11 protein-coding genes and 1 pseudogene are annotated in these 16,021 nt (G+C 59.1%); 7 read left to right on the plus strand and 5 right to left on the minus strand.

Going from position 1 to position 16,021, the window contains the following annotated elements:
* From GHO42_RS11905 to GHO42_RS11915, 3 genes and pseudogenes are all read right to left on the minus strand, one after another.
* A pseudogene (locus tag GHO42_RS11905) lies at positions 1 to 2,012 on the minus strand (translocation/assembly module TamB); the annotation flags it as partial.
* Entirely contained in the window at positions 2,009 to 3,736 is a 1,728-nt protein-coding gene (locus tag GHO42_RS11910; protein WP_095001668.1) for an autotransporter assembly complex family protein, read from the minus strand. The pseudogene GHO42_RS11905 and the gene GHO42_RS11910, both read right to left, overlap by 4 nt.
* Before the next feature lie 64 nt (positions 3,737 to 3,800).
* Positions 3,801 to 4,451, minus strand: coding sequence for a GNAT family N-acetyltransferase (locus GHO42_RS11915; RefSeq protein ID WP_095001669.1), 651 nt, complete (start codon positions 4,449 to 4,451; stop codon positions 3,801 to 3,803).
* A gap of 182 nt (positions 4,452 to 4,633) precedes the next feature.
* Here GHO42_RS11915 and xthA point away from each other — a divergent pair, with 182 nt between their 5' ends.
* Positions 4,634 to 5,446: an exodeoxyribonuclease III gene (gene xthA, locus GHO42_RS11920; RefSeq protein WP_095001670.1), complete on the plus strand. Its 813-nt coding sequence runs from the start codon at positions 4,634 to 4,636 to the stop codon at positions 5,444 to 5,446.
* Positions 5,447 to 5,565: 119 nt separating this feature from the next.
* On the plus strand, positions 5,566 to 6,873 hold the full coding sequence (locus GHO42_RS11925; protein ID WP_153327884.1) for a substrate-binding domain-containing protein: 1,308 nt from the start codon (positions 5,566 to 5,568) through the stop codon (positions 6,871 to 6,873).
* A 27-nt stretch (positions 6,874 to 6,900) separates the two neighbouring features.
* On the opposite strand, the gene GHO42_RS11930 is transcribed toward GHO42_RS11925, so the two are convergent.
* Positions 6,901 to 8,106: an acyl-CoA dehydrogenase gene (locus GHO42_RS11930; protein WP_095001672.1), complete on the minus strand. Its 1,206-nt coding sequence runs from the start codon at positions 8,104 to 8,106 to the stop codon at positions 6,901 to 6,903.
* Between the two features lie 155 nt (positions 8,107 to 8,261).
* Between GHO42_RS11930 and GHO42_RS11935 the strand changes: the two genes are divergently transcribed.
* The 3 genes from GHO42_RS11935 (at position 8,262) to GHO42_RS11945 (ending at position 10,657) form a co-directional block, all read left to right on the plus strand.
* Entirely contained in the window at positions 8,262 to 9,215 is a 954-nt protein-coding gene (locus GHO42_RS11935; protein ID WP_095022890.1) for a LysR family transcriptional regulator, read from the plus strand.
* A gap of 26 nt (positions 9,216 to 9,241) precedes the next feature.
* On the plus strand, positions 9,242 to 9,652 hold the full coding sequence (locus GHO42_RS11940; protein ID WP_095001674.1) for a MerR family DNA-binding transcriptional regulator: 411 nt from the start codon (positions 9,242 to 9,244) through the stop codon (positions 9,650 to 9,652).
* Positions 9,653 to 9,760: 108 nt separating this feature from the next.
* Entirely contained in the window at positions 9,761 to 10,657 is an 897-nt protein-coding gene (locus GHO42_RS11945) for a hydroxymethylglutaryl-CoA lyase (protein ID WP_095019304.1), read from the plus strand.
* Between the two features lie 671 nt (positions 10,658 to 11,328).
* Here the strand turns inward: GHO42_RS11945 and GHO42_RS11950 are convergent.
* The gene (locus tag GHO42_RS11950; RefSeq protein WP_153327882.1) at positions 11,329 to 13,011 is read right to left on the minus strand and encodes an AMP-binding protein; all 1,683 of its coding nucleotides are present in this window, start codon (positions 13,009 to 13,011) and stop codon (positions 11,329 to 11,331) included.
* A 204-nt stretch (positions 13,012 to 13,215) separates the two neighbouring features.
* Here GHO42_RS11950 and GHO42_RS11955 point away from each other — a divergent pair, with 204 nt between their 5' ends.
* Positions 13,216 to 14,379: an isovaleryl-CoA dehydrogenase gene (locus tag GHO42_RS11955; protein ID WP_095022892.1), complete on the plus strand. Its 1,164-nt coding sequence runs from the start codon at positions 13,216 to 13,218 to the stop codon at positions 14,377 to 14,379.
* Between the two features lie 11 nt (positions 14,380 to 14,390).
* Positions 14,391 to 15,998, plus strand: coding sequence for a carboxyl transferase domain-containing protein (locus GHO42_RS11960; RefSeq protein ID WP_095001678.1), 1,608 nt, complete (start codon positions 14,391 to 14,393; stop codon positions 15,996 to 15,998).
* Positions 15,999 to 16,021 lie beyond the last annotated feature (23 nt).

The raw sequence follows: 16,021 nt of genomic DNA on the forward strand, positions 1-16,021 counted from the left end.
CGCTCCAGCCGTGCCGGGTTTTGCAGCACCCAGGCCTGGCCGCCGGCCTTGACGTCGCCACTGGCCAGTCGCCCGCGCCAGTTGCCTTTGTCCAGGCCGCCATCCACGGCCAGGCCCAGTTGCACCAACGGTCCTTGCAAATCCAGCTTGAGCTGCTGACGCTTGATATCGCCACTGCCGTTGGCGGTGAGCACGCCCAGTTGGGTGTCACCGGCGCGGATGCCGCTGCCCTTGAGGTCGATGCGGCCACGCTGGTTGCGATCGAGGCTGGCATCCAGGGTCAGGCTTTGCAGATGATTGTCGGCAAACGCAAGTTGCTGCCCATTGAGCGCCACTTTGCCTTGCGGTGCCTTGAGGGTTCCGCCTACATCGACACGGCCCTTGAGCTGACCGCGCAGTTCGGGCCACAGCTGGCCCAGACGCGGCATATTGAGATCAAGCTGGGCCTTGATTTGCTGCTGCAAACTGGCGCTACCATTGATGCGATTATCGCCCAGGCGAATATCCAGCGCACTGACGGTCCAGGCCTCACCGGCGCCCTGGGCCTTGGCTTGCAGCACCGCAGGCAGGCCGCGCAAACGGCCCTTGAGGTCGAGATTGGCATCCAGCTCCAGACGCTCGTTTTTAAATGAACCCTTGCTGCGCAACGGGCCTGCCAGCGTACCCGGTAACTCGGCCACCCAATACGCAGGGTTGAGCGCACTCAGGTCCAGCGCCGTGTCCCACACCACGCCATCGGCAAACTGCACATTGACGTGGCCCTCGGCTTTGCCCTGCCCGGCCACCAGTTTGAGCTGCGGCAGGAAGACCTTGCCCAGATCGCCACTGAACGGGCTGCTGAGGCTGAACTTGCCCGCCGGGCCATCAAGGTCCGCCTTGAAGTTGCCCAGATAATTACCGTCGCGATAGGACACTTCAGCCACAAACGTGCGCAAATCCACATCAGGCTTGTCGATCAGCGGATACAGGTTGTGCCAGGGAAACTCCAGCCAGTCGATTTTGGCCTCGGCGCTCAAGCCTTCATGCCAGTCCACTTGCCCCGACAGTTTCAGGCGCTGCTGCGGGTTGGCGGTCAGGTCCAGCGCTGCGATCTGCGCACCCTTGGCATCCACGCGGCCTTTGAGCTGCAGGTTCACTGGCTGTTTTTCGGCAGGCAACAGGGCGCTGCCATTCAATTCATAGCCGTCCTTGAGGTCGCCCTTGGCCGTCAGCAACAACTGATTGAGCACCAGGGTGTCCGGCAGATCGGGGCTGGCCTTGAACGGTTCGGCGGTGATTTTCAATTGCGCCGGCAAGTTGTCGGCCAAAGGCTGCAGCTCGCCCGTCAGGTGCGCATTGATATAACCGGTGGTGTCGGCCTTGAGGTTCAAGCTAGTACGCAGATTGCCATCAACCTTGAGCGCGATCGCCAGGGGTTTGCCATCCGGAGCTGGCAGGCTGACGTTACCTTGCAAGGTCAACGGCCAGTCGCCATTGGGTTGCAGCAGGCCGGACAGTTCAACGTTGAGGTCTTCGCGCTCGACCTGCACCGAGTCGAGCTGCAAGCCCTTGGCCGTCCACTGCGCCGACATCTGCATGCCCTTGAGCTGCTCGATGCCGTTGAACAGTACATTGCCGACCTTGACCACACCCACTTCAATCGCCAGCGGCAATTTCAGCTCCGGCAGGCTGATCGGCCCGCTGCTGCTGTCTTCACTGGGCGGAAATTGCAGGCTGATGGCGTCAGCCTGCAATTGATCGATACATAGCGTCATGCGGGTCAGACAGCCCGGCGACCAGGCAAAGATCGGCCGGCTTACCTCCACCCGGCTGGTGCCTTGCTCCCACAAGAGATGATCGGCACCCCACTGGCCGCCCAGGCGCCCGGCAAAATTCTCCACCTGCAAACCCGGTACCTGCCCCAGCACCCAGCGGCTGCCTGCTTGCGTACCCAGAATCACGCCCACACTGACAACGGCCAGCAGCACCAACGCCACCAGCACCAGCCCGGCTATTTTCAAACCACGAATCACAGTTCTGGCCCCATCGAAAAGTGCAAACGGACACCGCCATCGTCATCCAGCGCATGGGCCAGATCCAGACGTATGGGGCCTACCGGCGAGATCCAGCGAATACCAACGCCGACCCCGGTTTTCAGGCTCGGAAAGTCCAGTGTGTTGAACGCATTGCCCTGGTCGACAAAGGTCGCCCAGCGCCACTTTTCGGCGAACTGATATTGATATTCCAGGCTACCCGCGAGCATGTAGCGCCCGCCAATACGATCACCTTCGGAGTTTTTCGGCGACAGACTCTGGTAATCATAACCACGCACGCTCTGGTCGCCACCGGCGAAGAAGCGCAGTGACGGTGGAATCGATTTGTAGCCGTTGGTGGCACTGCCACCAAACTGGATCCGGCCCAAAAAGCGGTGTTTTTCCCACAGGGTGGTCAACGCCTTGAACTGCACATCGCCATGCAGCAGGTTGGTATCGGACATCAACCCTTGCTTGGCCACCTGCATATCCGTGGTCACACTGTAGCCGTGACTGGGGTCGATGCGGTTGTCGCTGCGCAATACCGAATAGCTGACGCCCGGCATCAGCAAGGTACTCAGGCCCGAGTCATCGCCCAGGCGGTACTCTTCATGCTGCCATTTGAGCGAGATGACGCGCGTCCAGCCGTTATCCAGTTTGCTGTGCCACTCCGGGCCGACCGTGAGCAGCTTGCTCAAGGTGTCGGTGTTGGCGATTTCTTCGTTTTGATAACCCGCAGCAAGACGCAGTTTATCGGTCAGCGGTGGATCCAGCGGGATGTCATACCAGGCACCGACGTTTTGCTTGGGCTGGGATATTTCGGATTCAAAGCCGTAGCTGTCACCGCGCGGGTTGCCCCAGTGGCGCATCCAGCTGGCCTTGCCACGGGCTCCGGTATCGGTCGAGTAACCCAGGCCCAGGGTCATGGTGCGAGGCTTGCGGGTTTCCAGGTCGACGTCGACCGGGATCACCTGCCCCACCGCAGTACTGGGTGCGGCATCGACGCGCACCACTTCAAAGTAGCCACTGCTTTGCAGGTTCTGGTTAAGTTCGGCAACCAGTTCCGAGTCGTACGGGGTATCCGGGGTAAACGGCACCATGCGTTGCAGCAAGGTCTGGTCAAAGGGTGCATCGCCGGCAAAACTGACTTTACCGAGAAAAAAACGCGGGCCGCTTTCGTAGACCAGATTGATATCGGCAAAACCGCCCTTGGGGTCGACCAGCAGTTCGTGCTGAGTGAATTTACCATTGAAAAAACCGTAACGCAGGGCACGGTTCTGGATCAGGCGCTTGGCGTCTTCGTAGTTGCCCTGATTGAGCACCGCGCCGGGTTTGAGATCATCGCTGGCCGGTATCTGAAAGGCCTTCAGCGAAGCGGCCGGGCCTTCGACGCGCACGTTGACGTTGCGCAGATGCACCGGCTCGCCGGGATCGATGCTCAACACCAGACGCGGCGGATCGCCGGGCTTGACCTCGGCGTCGATGGAGGGCTGGTAGTAACCCAAGGCCTGGGAGGCTTTCAGGGCCTGCTCCTGCGCGCCACGTTGAAAACGCAAAAGCGCTTTCTCGTCACGATCGCCGAGGCTGCCAATATAGCCTTCCACGTTGGCCTTGAGGGCGTCGTTTGCCGGTTTGACCTTGACCACCAACTCGCTTTGGGCACACGCCGCAAAACTGCTGAGCAGCAGGACAACACCACTGGTAAATCTTCCTGGGAACGTCATAGGCGCGGATGCTATCACGGGCTGGGGTGCTCATAGAGCGCGTCAACGGGCAAAAAGTTCGTGTTCAAACCGTTGCGGTATGTGACACCTGCGGATTGGCATGGAAGAACACATGTTCTATCACCGGCCCCACCGCAACTTCCCCGATCTCCACATAGCCCTGGCGCTTGTAGAATTCAAGGTAATGCGGGTTTCCGGTGTCGAGCACCACACCTTCGGAGTGCTCGTCCTCGGCGCACCAGTTATGCACTGCTTCAAGCAACTGCTCACCGTAATGCAAACCCTGGAATTCGGGATGAATACCCAGCAACGGCAGCATATGCACGGCATCTCCCGGCACGCAGGCCTGCACTGCCTGGTGATAGTCCAGATACCGCCGCGTGCAGTTCAGCCCGGCACTGAGCACCATGCGCAACTGCCAGGCCCAGCTTTCGGTAATCCCCAGGCGCCGCTGCGGCGGGGCAATCAGGGCAATGCCCACCAGGCGGTCATTGACCAGCAACCCCAGCGCCGGCAAGTCCTGAAAAAAATGTTGCCTGACCAGCTCCCGCACTGTCGCGCGAACCCGTTGTTCGTAACCGCTGCGCTCGGCGTTGAACAGAAAGCGGAATGTCGGCTCATGGCGATAGGCCTGATACAGCAAGGAGCGCGCTTCTCTTGAATAGCCACTGTCAAGCAACTGGATCTGACTGGTGGCGTTCGGCGTTTGCGTCATGCGATCAACTCCCCGGCGCGGCCTGGATAGCGGCGCTTCTAATGCGTACGAACCCCCGAGGGCCACAACAGTTCCATCATGGCCAAGTGCATCCTACGTTAGCAGTGCATTTGCCCCACTGCACGCTGGCAGCCAGAGCGTCAGTCCGCTAGCATCGCAGTTTTGTTCAGGACTGCCCGCCCATGAAAATCGTTTCATTCAACATCAACGGCCTGCGCGCTCGGCCACATCAGCTGGCAGCGCTGATCGAGAAACACCAGCCTGACGTGATCGGCCTGCAGGAAACCAAGGTCCATGACGATCAGTTCCCCATCGCCGACATCGAAGCGCTGGGGTATCACGTGCACTTCCATGGTCAAAAAGGCCATTACGGGGTCGCCCTGCTCTCGCGCCAGGCACCTCTGGAGCTGCACAAGGGTTTTGCCGGTGATGAAGATGACGCCCAGCGGCGTTTTATCTGGGGCACTTTCGCTGACGAAAACGGCCAGCCGGTGACCATCATGAATGGTTACTTCCCACAGGGCGAAAACCGCGATCACCCCACCAAATTCCCGGCCAAGCAGCGTTTCTACAGCGACCTGCAGCAGCTGCTTGAAAGCCAGTTCAGCAATGAACAACCACTGGTGGTAATGGGCGATATCAATATCTCGCCGCAGGACTGCGATATCGGTATCGGCCCGGACAACGCCAAGCGCTGGCTGAAAACCGGCAAGTGCAGCTTTTTGCCGGAAGAACGCGAGTGGCTGGAACGTCTCAAGGGCTGGGGCCTGGTGGACAGCTTTCGCTACCTGCACCCGGACGTGGCCGACCGTTTCAGCTGGTTCGATTACCGCAGCCGTGGTTTTGAGGATGAGCCCAAGCGTGGCCTGCGCATTGACGTGATCCTTGCTTCCCAGGGGCTGGTGCCACGAATCAAGGCAGCGGGTGTGGACTACGACCTGCGTGGCATGGAAAAACCATCGGATCATGCGCCGATCTGGCTGGAATTGAGCTAAGAACAATCCCGTAGCAGCTGCCGAAGGAACGAGGCTGCTACAGAGGGGCCTGTCATCGGCTTGAAACCTTTCTGACTTAAATTGCAGGCCTTTCTATGGCTCCAGGAAGGTGCCTGCCGATGCTGCGTTTTATGTCCTTGACCCTGTTATGCGCGCTGACCGGCCTGGTCTGCGCTGCCGACCTGCGCATCCAGGGCTCCAACACCATCGGCGCCAACCTTGGCCCTGCACTGGTCAGCGCCATGCTCGCCGAGCAAGGCCTGCATGACATCCACAGTGTCCCGGTCATCCCGCCCAACGAGCACACTATTGTCGGCACCACGGCGCAGGGCCGGCAGATCCGGGTGGATGTCGCCGCCCATGGCTCGGGTACCGGCTTTACTGCCCTGGCCGCCGGGCATGCGGATCTGGTGGCGTCCTCGCGCCCCATCAAGGACCGCGAACTGGTAGACCTTGAGCGCCTGGGAGACCTGAAAAGCCCGAGCGCCGAACAAGTGATTGCCATCGATGGCCTGGCGATCATTCTCCACCCGCGCAACCCGCTCAATCAGCTTGATACCGAGCAACTGGCACAGGTTTTCAGTGGCCGGATCAGCCGCTGGGAACAGCTGGGCGGGGTCGGTGGTGCCATTCATTTATATGCCCGCGATGGCCAGTCCGGCACCTGGGAGACCTTTAAAGAGCTGGTCTTGAACCGCAACGGGCAGTCCTTGAGCAGTACGGCACAGCGTTTCGAATCCAGCGAAGAGCTATCCGATACCGTCAGCCGTGACCCACAAGCCATCGGCTTTATCGGCCTGCCGTATATCCGTGAGGCCAAGGCCCTGGCTATCGTTGATGGCGCATCGCAGCCCATGCTGCCGCTCACCAGCCTGATTGCCAGCGAAGACTACCCCTTGTCGCGGCGTCTGTTCTTTTACCTGCCTCCCTCGACGATAAATCCCTGGGCAAAAGCACTGGTTGCCTTCACCCAAAGCCCGCAAGGTCAGGCCATTGTCGGGCAAAACGGCTTTGTCGCCCAAAGCGTACAAGCTGGCAGCGTGCTACCGGGCGCGCACATGCCCCAGGCGTATCAGGCGCTGACGCGGGAGGCACAGCGCCTGTCAGTCAACTTCCGTTTTGAAGAAGGCAGCGCCTCACTGGATAACAAGGCGCGTCAGGACTTGCTGCGTGTGGCCGACTACCTTAGCGCCCATGGCAAACTCGACAAACAGATCACACTGGTGGGTTTTGGCGATGCCAAGGATGACCCGCAGCGAGCACAATTGCTGTCAACGTTGCGGGCGATGGCCGTACGCCGCGAGCTGGTGAAAAGCGGCGTGGTGCCCAGGGAAATTCGGGGCTATGGCGCACAAATGCCGGTGGCAGCCAATATCGAAGATGAAGGGCGCCAGAAGAATCGTCGGGTTGAGGTGTGGGTTTATTGAGTGTGCAAGGTCAAATGCCCCCTCTCCCTAGAGTGCATATTTATCCAGCTCAAACTTGCCCACTGCCGCCCGGTGTACTTCGTCCGGACCATCCGCCAGGCGCAGCGTGCGCTGCATGGCGTACATATAAGCCAGCGGAAAATCCGCCGAAACCCCTGCCCCGCCATGCATCTGAATGGCCCGGTCAATCACCTTCAAGGCAACGTTGGGCGCGACAACCTTGATCTGGGCGATTTCACTTCTGGCCACCTTGTTGCCTACCGTGTCCATCATATACGCAGCCTTGAGGGTCAACAGGCGCGCCATGTCGATCTCCATGCGCGAGTCGGCGATCTTGTCGATATTGGCTCCCAGACGTGCCAGCGGCTTGCCGAACGCGGTACGTGCCAGCGAACGCTTGCACATTAAAGCCAGTGCCCGCTCGGCCATGCCAATCGAGCGCATGCAGTGGTGAATCCGGCCCGGCCCAAGACGCCCCTGGGCAATTTCAAAGCCCCGGCCTTCACCCAACAAAACGTTTTCATACGGCACTCGTACGTTGTCGAACAGCACTTCGGCATGACCATGAGGAGCATCGTCGTAGCCGAATACCGGCAGTGGCCGTACGATTTTCACCCCTGGGGTGTCTACCGGCACCAGGATCATTGAGTGCTGCTGATGCCGCGGATTTTCAGGGTTGCTCAAGCCCATGAAAATCATGATCTTGCAGCGAGGGTCACAAGCTCCCGACGTCCACCATTTGCGGCCATTGATCAGCCACTCGTCACCGTCACGCACGGCGCATGCCGTCATACTAGTAGCATCCGACGAGGCGACGTCCGGTTCGGTCATGGCAAACGCCGAGCGAATGTCACCCCGCAACAGCGGCTCCAACCACTGCTTTTTTTGTGCCTCGCTGGCGTAGCGCACCAGTACTTCCATATTGCCGGTATCCGGTGCCGAGCAGTTGAAGGGCTCGGAACCCAGCATCGAGCGCCCCATGATTTCTGCCAGCGGCGCGTATTCAAGGTTGGTCAGCCCGGCGCCCAGTTCGGACTCTGGCAAAAACAGATTCCATAGCCCTTCAGCCCTGGCCTTGAGTTTCAACTCTTCCATGATCGCTGTGGGCTGCCAGCGATCACCTTCAGCCACCTGCTGATCAAAAATCGCCTCCGCCGGGTAAACATGGGCGTCCATAAACGCTGTCACACGCTCACGCAGGGCCTGAACTTTCGGAGAGTAAGCGAAATCCATAAGTGACTACCTTCTACCGGGCTGCTGAAAAGTGATACCCGATGCTAGATTAGCCACCCTTTATTTGCGCCATCTATTAACGACGTGTATTACCATTCATAAGCAATATATGATCGGGGCGCGTTTTCCTTTCCAATAACAAGAGCCAGCGCGTCATGAACCTGAACAAGGTCGATCTCAATCTGTTTATCGTCTTCGACGCCATCTATACCGAAGCCAACCTGACCCGCGCCGGGCAGATTATCGGCATCACCCAGCCAGCCGTGTCCAATGCCCTGGCGCGATTGCGCGAGAGCTTCAATGACCCGTTGTTCGTGCGCACCGCCCAGGGCATGGTGCCCACCCCCATGGCACAGAACATCATCAGCCCGGTGCGCAGTGCCCTGGCGCTGTTGCGTGTTTCGGTGCAGGAAAGCCGCACCTTCAACCCCCTGCAAGCCAACAAGACCTACCGCATCAGCATGACAGACCTGTCAGAAGCGGTGATTTTGCCGCCGCTATTCCAGCGGCTACGGCGTCAGGCGCCTTCGGTGGTGGTCGAGAGTTTTCTCTCTCATCGGCGTGAGACCACCAGTGATCTGGCTGCCGGGCGTCTGGATTTTGCGGTGGATGCGCCACTTAACACCGACCCGCAGGTGCGCCACGTCAAATTGATGGAGGACCGCTACGTTTGCGCCATGCGCCAGGGCCATCCATTGGCCGCCAAGGCAGGCCTTAGCCTGGATGAATACCTGGCGCTGACCCACATTCATATCTCGACCCGGCGCAACGGCCTCGGCGAGGTCGACCTGGCCCTGGGCAAGATGGGCCTGCAGCGCAAGATCACCCTGCGCTCGCAGCATTACCTGATGGCCTCCAATGTGCTGCAGCAAACCGACATGGCAATGACCGTGCCCGAGCGTTTTGCCCGCCGCCATGGCCTGCACTTTGTAGCCTTGCCCCTCAATGAACTGCCCAATGTGGAAACCCATTTGTACTGGCACGAAAGTACCGAGCAAGACCCGGCCAATCGCTGGATGCGCGAGCAACTGATAGAGCTGTGCCAGCAACAACAGAAATTCGAAGCCGCAAGCCTGCTTGACGTATACGTCAACCAACCTTTAGTTTAGCAACACGATTTCTCCAGAGCCCGCCCATGAGCAGCCAGACGTACAGTATTTCCGACCTTGCCCGTGAACTTGACATCACCACCCGTGCCATTCGCTTTTATGAAGAGCAAGGCCTGCTCGCCCCTGAACGACGCGGTCAGGAGCGGGTGTATTCGGCGCGGGACAAAGTCAGCCTGAAACTGATTCTGCGCGGCAAGCGCATCGGCTTTTCGCTGGCCGAATGCCGCGAACTGATCGAGCTTTATGACCCCACCAGCGGCAACCAGAAACAGCTCAACAGCATGCTGGCCAAAATCGCCGAACGCCGCGAGCAGCTTGAGCAGCAGTTGCTGGATATCCAGCAGATGCAGCTGGAGCTCGATACCGCTGAAGAGCGGTGTCTCCAGGCGCTGGAACAGACCATAAAAAAACAGACGACTAACAGTCCCTCGCTCTGACTGACCGCCTGCGAACTCCAGCACACCCCCATCTGCCCCCTCTCCCTCCGGGAGAGGGCTGGGGTGAGGGTTGGGCAAGACCCCATTTCAACGGACACGGTGATCCCCATGACACTTCCAACCCATGTGCGGCTGATCGAAGTAGGCCCGCGCGACGGTCTGCAAAACGAGGCCCAACCCATCAGTGTCGCGGACAAGGTGCAACTGGTTGACGCCCTGACCGACGCCGGATTGGGCTATATCGAAGCCGGCAGCTTTGTCTCCCCCAAGTGGGTGCCGCAAATGGCCGGTTCGGCTGAAGTCTTCGCACAAATCCGCCGCAAGCCGGGCGTGGTCTACGGTGCGCTGGCACCGAACCTGCGTGGTTTTGAAGATGCCGTGGCCGCCGGGGTAAAGGAAGTCGCGGTATTTGCCGCCGCATCCGAAGCGTTCTCGCAACGCAATATCAATTGCTCGATCAGCGAAAGCCTGGCGCGCTTTGTGCCCATTATTGAAGCGGCCAGGCAGCACGGCATCAGCGTACGCGGCTATGTGTCCTGTGTGCTGGGCTGCCCTTATGAAGGCCAGGTCAGTGCGCAGCAGGTGGCACAGGTAGCGCAGGAGCTGTACGCCATGGGCTGTTACGAGGTGTCACTGGGCGACACCATCGGCACCGGTACACCGACAGCCACACGCACCCTGTTTGAGACGGTAGCGGCTTGCGTCCCGCGGGAAAAACTCGCCGGGCATTTCCACGATACCTACGGTCAGGCGCTGGTAAATATCTACGCCAGCCTGCAGGAAGGCATCGCGGTATTCGACAGCTCCATCGCCGGCCTCGGCGGTTGCCCCTATGCCAAGGGTGCCAGCGGTAACGTGGCCACGGAAGACGTGCTGTACATGCTCAACGGCATGGGCATCGATACCGGGGTCGACATGGACAAGCTGTTACTGGCCGGCGCGCACATCTGCAAGGTGCTGGGTCGTGTTACCGGATCACGGGTGGCAAAGGCCCGCCAGGGCTAAAAAGTGTTCCGGGGTGTTACCTCGCCGCCACACAAACGAGTAACACGGAAACAAACCGGCCATGCCAAGGCCGGTTTTTTATTGCCTTAATTCTCAACTAGTTGATTTATAAGGGTTTTTAAAAGTTGGCACGGCTCCTGCTATCTCTATGGCATAACAAGAATAAAAACCGCAGCAACATAATAAAAACAATACGAAACGACTCTGACATAACAAAAACAACACGGCAGAGACGCAGCTAACAGATTTTTTTGGAGAAGGTTTACTTTTCCGAGGCGCCTAAAAACCACCTCGCAACCGGGCAGAGAAGAATAAAACTACCTTCAGGTAGCACCCGCACAGGTTGGATCACGGGTTTGATAGCCGGTGATAAAAGTGGATCAGCGCTCAAAAAAATACGTTTGCTCTTGACCCCGGATGGGGGTCGCACAAAAACGCAGCAAAAGGGCGAGTTCCAAAAACAACAATAGACCGCCCTTCAATAATAAAAAAAGAGCACGCAACGACATATTAAAGGGGAGCCTCGGCTCCCCTTTGTGCTGTCTGTGGTTTGATAATTTGCTTAACTGCATACCCCCGTGGGAGCGAGCCTGCTCGCGATTCAGGCGCCGCGGTCTGTCTGGCAAATCGCGGTGATGCCATCGCGAGCAAGCCCGTTCCCACGGGTTTGGTCATTTCTGTTGGCACTCCTGAATACTGATCTCGCGCATTTTGAATTTCTGGATCTTGCCGGTCACGGTCATCGGGAATGCATCGACAAACTTGAAAAAACGCGGTGCTTTAAAGTGCGCAATCCGCGACTTGCACCAGGTTTGCAGCTCAAGTTCATTGGCCGTATGCCCGGGATGAAACTTGATCCAGGCAACGATCTCTTCGCCATATTTGGCGTCAGGGATACCCACAACCTGCACGTCAGCCACTGCCGGGTGGGTAAAAAAGAACTCCTCCAGCTCCCGCGGGTAAATATTTTCTCCACCGCGAATAATCATGTCCTTGTTGCGCCCCACAATGCGTACATAGCCCTGCTCATCCATCTGCGCCAGGTCACCGGTATGCATCCAGCCGTCACCGTCGATGGCATCAGCGGTGGCCTGCGGGTTGTTCCAGTAACCGAGCATCACGCTGTAGCCACGGGTACACAACTCGCCAATCTCACCCCGGGCAACGGTGTTGCCCGCAGCATCGATCAACTTGCTCTCAAGTTGTGGCTGGGTACGCCCCACCGTGGTAACCCGCAATTCCAGTTCATCCGCAGGCCCCGTCTGTATCGATACCGGGCTGGTTTCGGTCATGCCATAGGCGATTTGTACTTCGCCCATATGCATTTCACTAATGACGCGGCGCATGACCTCGATCGGGCATGTGGCCCCGGCCATAATCCCCGTGCGCAGGCTCGACAGATCAAACGAGGCACGCTGCGGGTGGTCGAGCATGGCGATAAACATGGTCGGCACACCGTACAGCCCGGTGGCGCGCTCTTGCGCAACCGCTTGCAGCGTAAGGCCCGGGTCAAAGGCCTCCGCAGGGTAGATCATGGTAGTGCCATGGGTCACGCAACCCAGATTACCCATCACCATGCCAAAGCAGTGATAAAGCGGCACGGGGATTACCAGACGGTCGCTGGCCGTCAGCCCCAGGCTTTCGCCTACCATATAGCCATTATTGAGAATGTTCTGATGGCTGAGGGTCGCACCCTTGGGGAAGCCCGTAGTGCCCGAGGTGTACTGGATATTGACCGGCTGGTCGACGTGCAGGCTGGCTTCGCGGCAGCGTAACTGCTCCGGTTCGACCTCGTCAGCCAACATGGCAAGGTGCGACCACGGCAAAAAACCTGCCGGCGGCTCAGCCGCGAGGCTGATGACCCCACGCAAATCGGCAAAGCGCACACAATCCAGCGCCCCGACCGATTGCTCCGCCAACTCAGGGATCAACTCCTGGAGCATGGAGTGATAGTTGGACGTCTTGAACGCGCCCGCACACACCAACCATTGACACGCCGATTGCTTGAGTACGTATTCGAGTTCCGAGAGCCGGTATGCCGGGTTGATATTGACCAGAATCACGCCAATCTTGGCGCTGGCAAACTGGCTGATAAACCACTCGGCGCCATTAGGCGCCCACACCCCCAGCCGGTCCCCTGCCTGCAAACCCAAAGCCAGCAGTGCCCTGGCATGCAGGTCGACCTCCTCGGCCAATTGTGCCCATGTATAACGTTGCTGCTGATGGCGTACCACCAACGCCTCCCCCTGCGGGTAACGCGCAGCAGTCTGATCAAAAGCCTGGCCTATCGTCATCGCCAGCAGCGGCTTGTCCAGCGCACCCTGGCTGTAACTGGGGACGGATTGCAACTTCATGGCAACTCCTCTTGTGATTGTTTTGGGAGCATGAGCAAGGCGCGTACTGCACCGGCTCATTTGAAGAACAACAAATACTCTGGCCTAAGTTGACGTTAACGTAAAGGTCGTTGACAGTTAAAGGCGCCAAGTTTACGTTAACGTAAAGGTTATCAATGGCGACGCAGTAACCGCCTCCACAAGAACAATGAATATAGGTGCCCCATGAGCTACCCCACCCTGAACTTCGCCCTGGGCGAAACCATCGATATGCTGCGCGATCAGGTCCAGGCATTCGTCGCTGCCGAACTGGCGCCACGGGCGGCGCAAATCGACAAGGACAACCTGTTCCCGGCCGACATGTGGCGCAAGTTCGGTGACATGGGGTTGCTCGGCATCACCGTCTCAGAAGAGTACGGCGGCACCGGCCTGAGCTATCTGGCCCATGTGGTGGCCATGGAAGAAATCAGCCGCGGCTCGGCATCGGTGGCCCTGTCCTACGGCGCCCACTCCAATCTGTGCGTCAACCAGATCAACCGCAACGGCACCCACGAACAGAAACTCAAATACCTGCCCAAGCTGATCAGCGGCGAACACGTCGGTGCCCTGGCCATGAGCGAACCGAACGCCGGTTCCGATGTGGTTTCGATGAAACTGCGCGCCGACAGACGCGGCGACCACTTTGTCCTCAACGGCAGCAAAACCTGGATCACCAATGGCCCGGACGCCAGCACCTATGTGATCTATGCCAAGACCGACCTGGAGAAAGGCCCGCACGGAATCAGCGCATTTATCGTTGAGCGTGACTGGAAAGGCTTCAGCCGCAGTAGCCATTTCGACAAGCTTGGCATGCGCGGTTCCAACACCAGCGAGCTGTTTTTCGACGACGTCGAAGTGCCTCAAGAGAACCTGCTGGGCACCCTCAACGCCGGCGTAAAGGTCCTGATGAGCGGCCTGGACTACGAGCGTGTGGTGCTCTCGGGCGGCCCCACCGGGATCATGCAGGCGTGCATGGACCTGATCGTGCCGTACATTCACGACCGCAAGCAATTCGGCCAGAGCATCGGCGAATTTCAGTTGATCCAGGGCAAGGTGGCTGACATGTACACCCAGCTCAATGCCAGCCGTGCCTATCTGTATGCCGTGGCTGCCGCGTGCGAACGTGGCGAAACAACGCGCAAGGATGCCGCCGGCGTGATTTTGTACAGCGCCGAACGCGCCACGCAAATGGCCCTCGATGCCATTCAGATTCTCGGCGGCAACGGCTACATCAATGAATTCCCTGCCGGGCGCCTCCTGCGCGACGCCAAACTGTATGAAATCGGCGCTGGTACCAGCGAAATCCGACGCATGCTGATTGGTCGCGAACTCTTCAACGAAACCCGCTAAGGAGCGCAGGCATGTCCATCTTGCAGACGACAATCAACCCGCGCTCGGCCGAGTTCGGGCTTAACCGCGACGCCATGCTCAAACAGGTCGACGCCTTGCATGCCCTGCTAGCGCAGGTGCAACAAGGCGGTGGCGCCAAGGCGCAGGAGCGGCATACCTCGCGGGGCAAGTTGTTGCCTCGCGAACGGATTGACCGCCTTTTGGACAGCGGTTCGCCCTTCCTTGAATTGAGTCAGTTAGCGGCTTACAACGTGTACGGCGAAGACGTTCCGGCCGCCGGAATCATTGCCGGCATTGGTCGGGTCGAGGGCGTGGAGTGCATGATTGTCGCCAACGACGCGACGGTCAAAGGCGGTTCGTACTACCCCCTAACGGTCAAAAAACATCTGCGGGCGCAAACCATCGCCGAGCAGAACCGCTTGCCGTGCATTTATCTGGTGGACTCGGGCGGTGCCAACTTGCCGCGCCAGGACGAGGTGTTCCCGGACCGCGAGCACTTTGGACGGATCTTCTTCAACCAGGCCAACATGAGCGCAGCGGGTATCCCGCAAATTGCCGTGGTCATGGGCTCCTGTACCGCAGGCGGTGCCTATGTACCCGCCATGGCCGACGAAGCCATTATGGTGCGTCAACAGGCAACGATTTTTCTCGCTGGCCCGCCGCTGGTAAAGGCCGCCACGGGCGAAGTGGTCAGCGCCGAAGACCTCGGCGGGGCCGATGTGCACTGCAAGATTTCCGGGGTGGCCGACCACTATGCCGACAGCGACGAACACGCCCTGGCGCTGGCCCGGCGCAGCGTTGCCAACCTCAACTGGCGCAAGCTGGGCCAGTTGCAGCAGCGCACACCACAGGTACCGCTGTACGACCGTGATGAGCTGTACGGCATAGTCCCGGCTGATGCCAAGCAGCCTTTTGATGTACGCGAAGTGATTGCGCGGCTGGTGGATGGCTCGGTATTCGATGAGTTCAAGGCCCTGTTCGGTACCACGCTGGTGTGCGGCTTTGCCCATTTGCAGGGTTACCCGGTGGCGATTCTGGCCAACAACGGGATCCTGTTTGCCGAGGCCGCGCAAAAGGGCGCGCACTTTATCGAGCTGGCCTGTCAGCGCGGCATCCCCCTGGTGTTTTTGCAAAATATCACCGGCTTTATGGTCGGGCAGAAATACGAAGCCGGTGGGATTGCCAAACACGGTGCCAAATTGGTCACCGCCGTTGCGTGCGCCAGGGTGCCCAAATTCACCGTGATCATTGGCGGCAGCTTTGGCGCCGGCAACTACGGAATGTGCGGCCGCGCCTACGATCCACGCTTCTTGTGGATGTGGCCAAATGCCCGAATCGGCGTGATGGGTGCGGAGCAAGCCGCGGGTGTGCTGGTGCAGGTCAAGCGCGAACAGGCCGAGCGCAATGGCGTCGGGTTTACAGCCCGGGAAGAGGCCGAGATCAAGCAGCCGATCCTCGACCAGTACGAGCATCAAGGCCACCCCTACTACTCCAGCGCGCGCTTGTGGGATGACGGCGTGATCGATCCGGCGCAAACCCGAGAGGTTTTGGCCCTTGGCCTGTCGGCGGCCTTGAACGCCCCTGTCGAAGCCACCCGTTTCGGTGTGTTCCGGATGTAACCCCACAGCCTTTCAGGACTGAC

It is taken from the genome of Pseudomonas sp. FSL R10-0056, from assembly GCF_009600105.1.
In the GTDB taxonomy this organism is placed as follows: domain Bacteria; phylum Pseudomonadota; class Gammaproteobacteria; order Pseudomonadales; family Pseudomonadaceae; genus Aquipseudomonas; species Aquipseudomonas bubulae.

Excerpts from the sequence above, each read along its gene's own strand:
- GHO42_RS11910 (WP_095001668.1), bottom strand. The coding sequence starts at position 3,736 with ATGACGTTCCCAGGAAGATTTACCAGTGGTGTTGTCCTGCTGCTCAGC.
- GHO42_RS11915 (WP_095001669.1), bottom strand. The coding sequence starts at position 4,451 with ATGACGCAAACGCCGAACGCCACCAGTCAGATCCAGTTGCTTGACAGT.
- xthA (WP_095001670.1), top strand. The coding sequence starts at position 4,634 with ATGAAAATCGTTTCATTCAACATCAACGGCCTGCGCGCTCGGCCACAT.
- GHO42_RS11925 (WP_153327884.1), top strand. The coding sequence starts at position 5,566 with ATGCTGCGTTTTATGTCCTTGACCCTGTTATGCGCGCTGACCGGCCTG.
- GHO42_RS11930 (WP_095001672.1), bottom strand. The coding sequence starts at position 8,106 with ATGGATTTCGCTTACTCTCCGAAAGTTCAGGCCCTGCGTGAGCGTGTG.
- GHO42_RS11935 (WP_095022890.1), top strand. The coding sequence starts at position 8,262 with ATGAACCTGAACAAGGTCGATCTCAATCTGTTTATCGTCTTCGACGCC.
- GHO42_RS11940 (WP_095001674.1), top strand. The coding sequence starts at position 9,242 with ATGAGCAGCCAGACGTACAGTATTTCCGACCTTGCCCGTGAACTTGAC.
- GHO42_RS11945 (WP_095019304.1), top strand. The coding sequence starts at position 9,761 with ATGACACTTCCAACCCATGTGCGGCTGATCGAAGTAGGCCCGCGCGAC.
- GHO42_RS11950 (WP_153327882.1), bottom strand. The coding sequence starts at position 13,011 with ATGAAGTTGCAATCCGTCCCCAGTTACAGCCAGGGTGCGCTGGACAAG.
- GHO42_RS11955 (WP_095022892.1), top strand. The coding sequence starts at position 13,216 with ATGAGCTACCCCACCCTGAACTTCGCCCTGGGCGAAACCATCGATATG.
- GHO42_RS11960 (WP_095001678.1), top strand. The coding sequence starts at position 14,391 with ATGTCCATCTTGCAGACGACAATCAACCCGCGCTCGGCCGAGTTCGGG.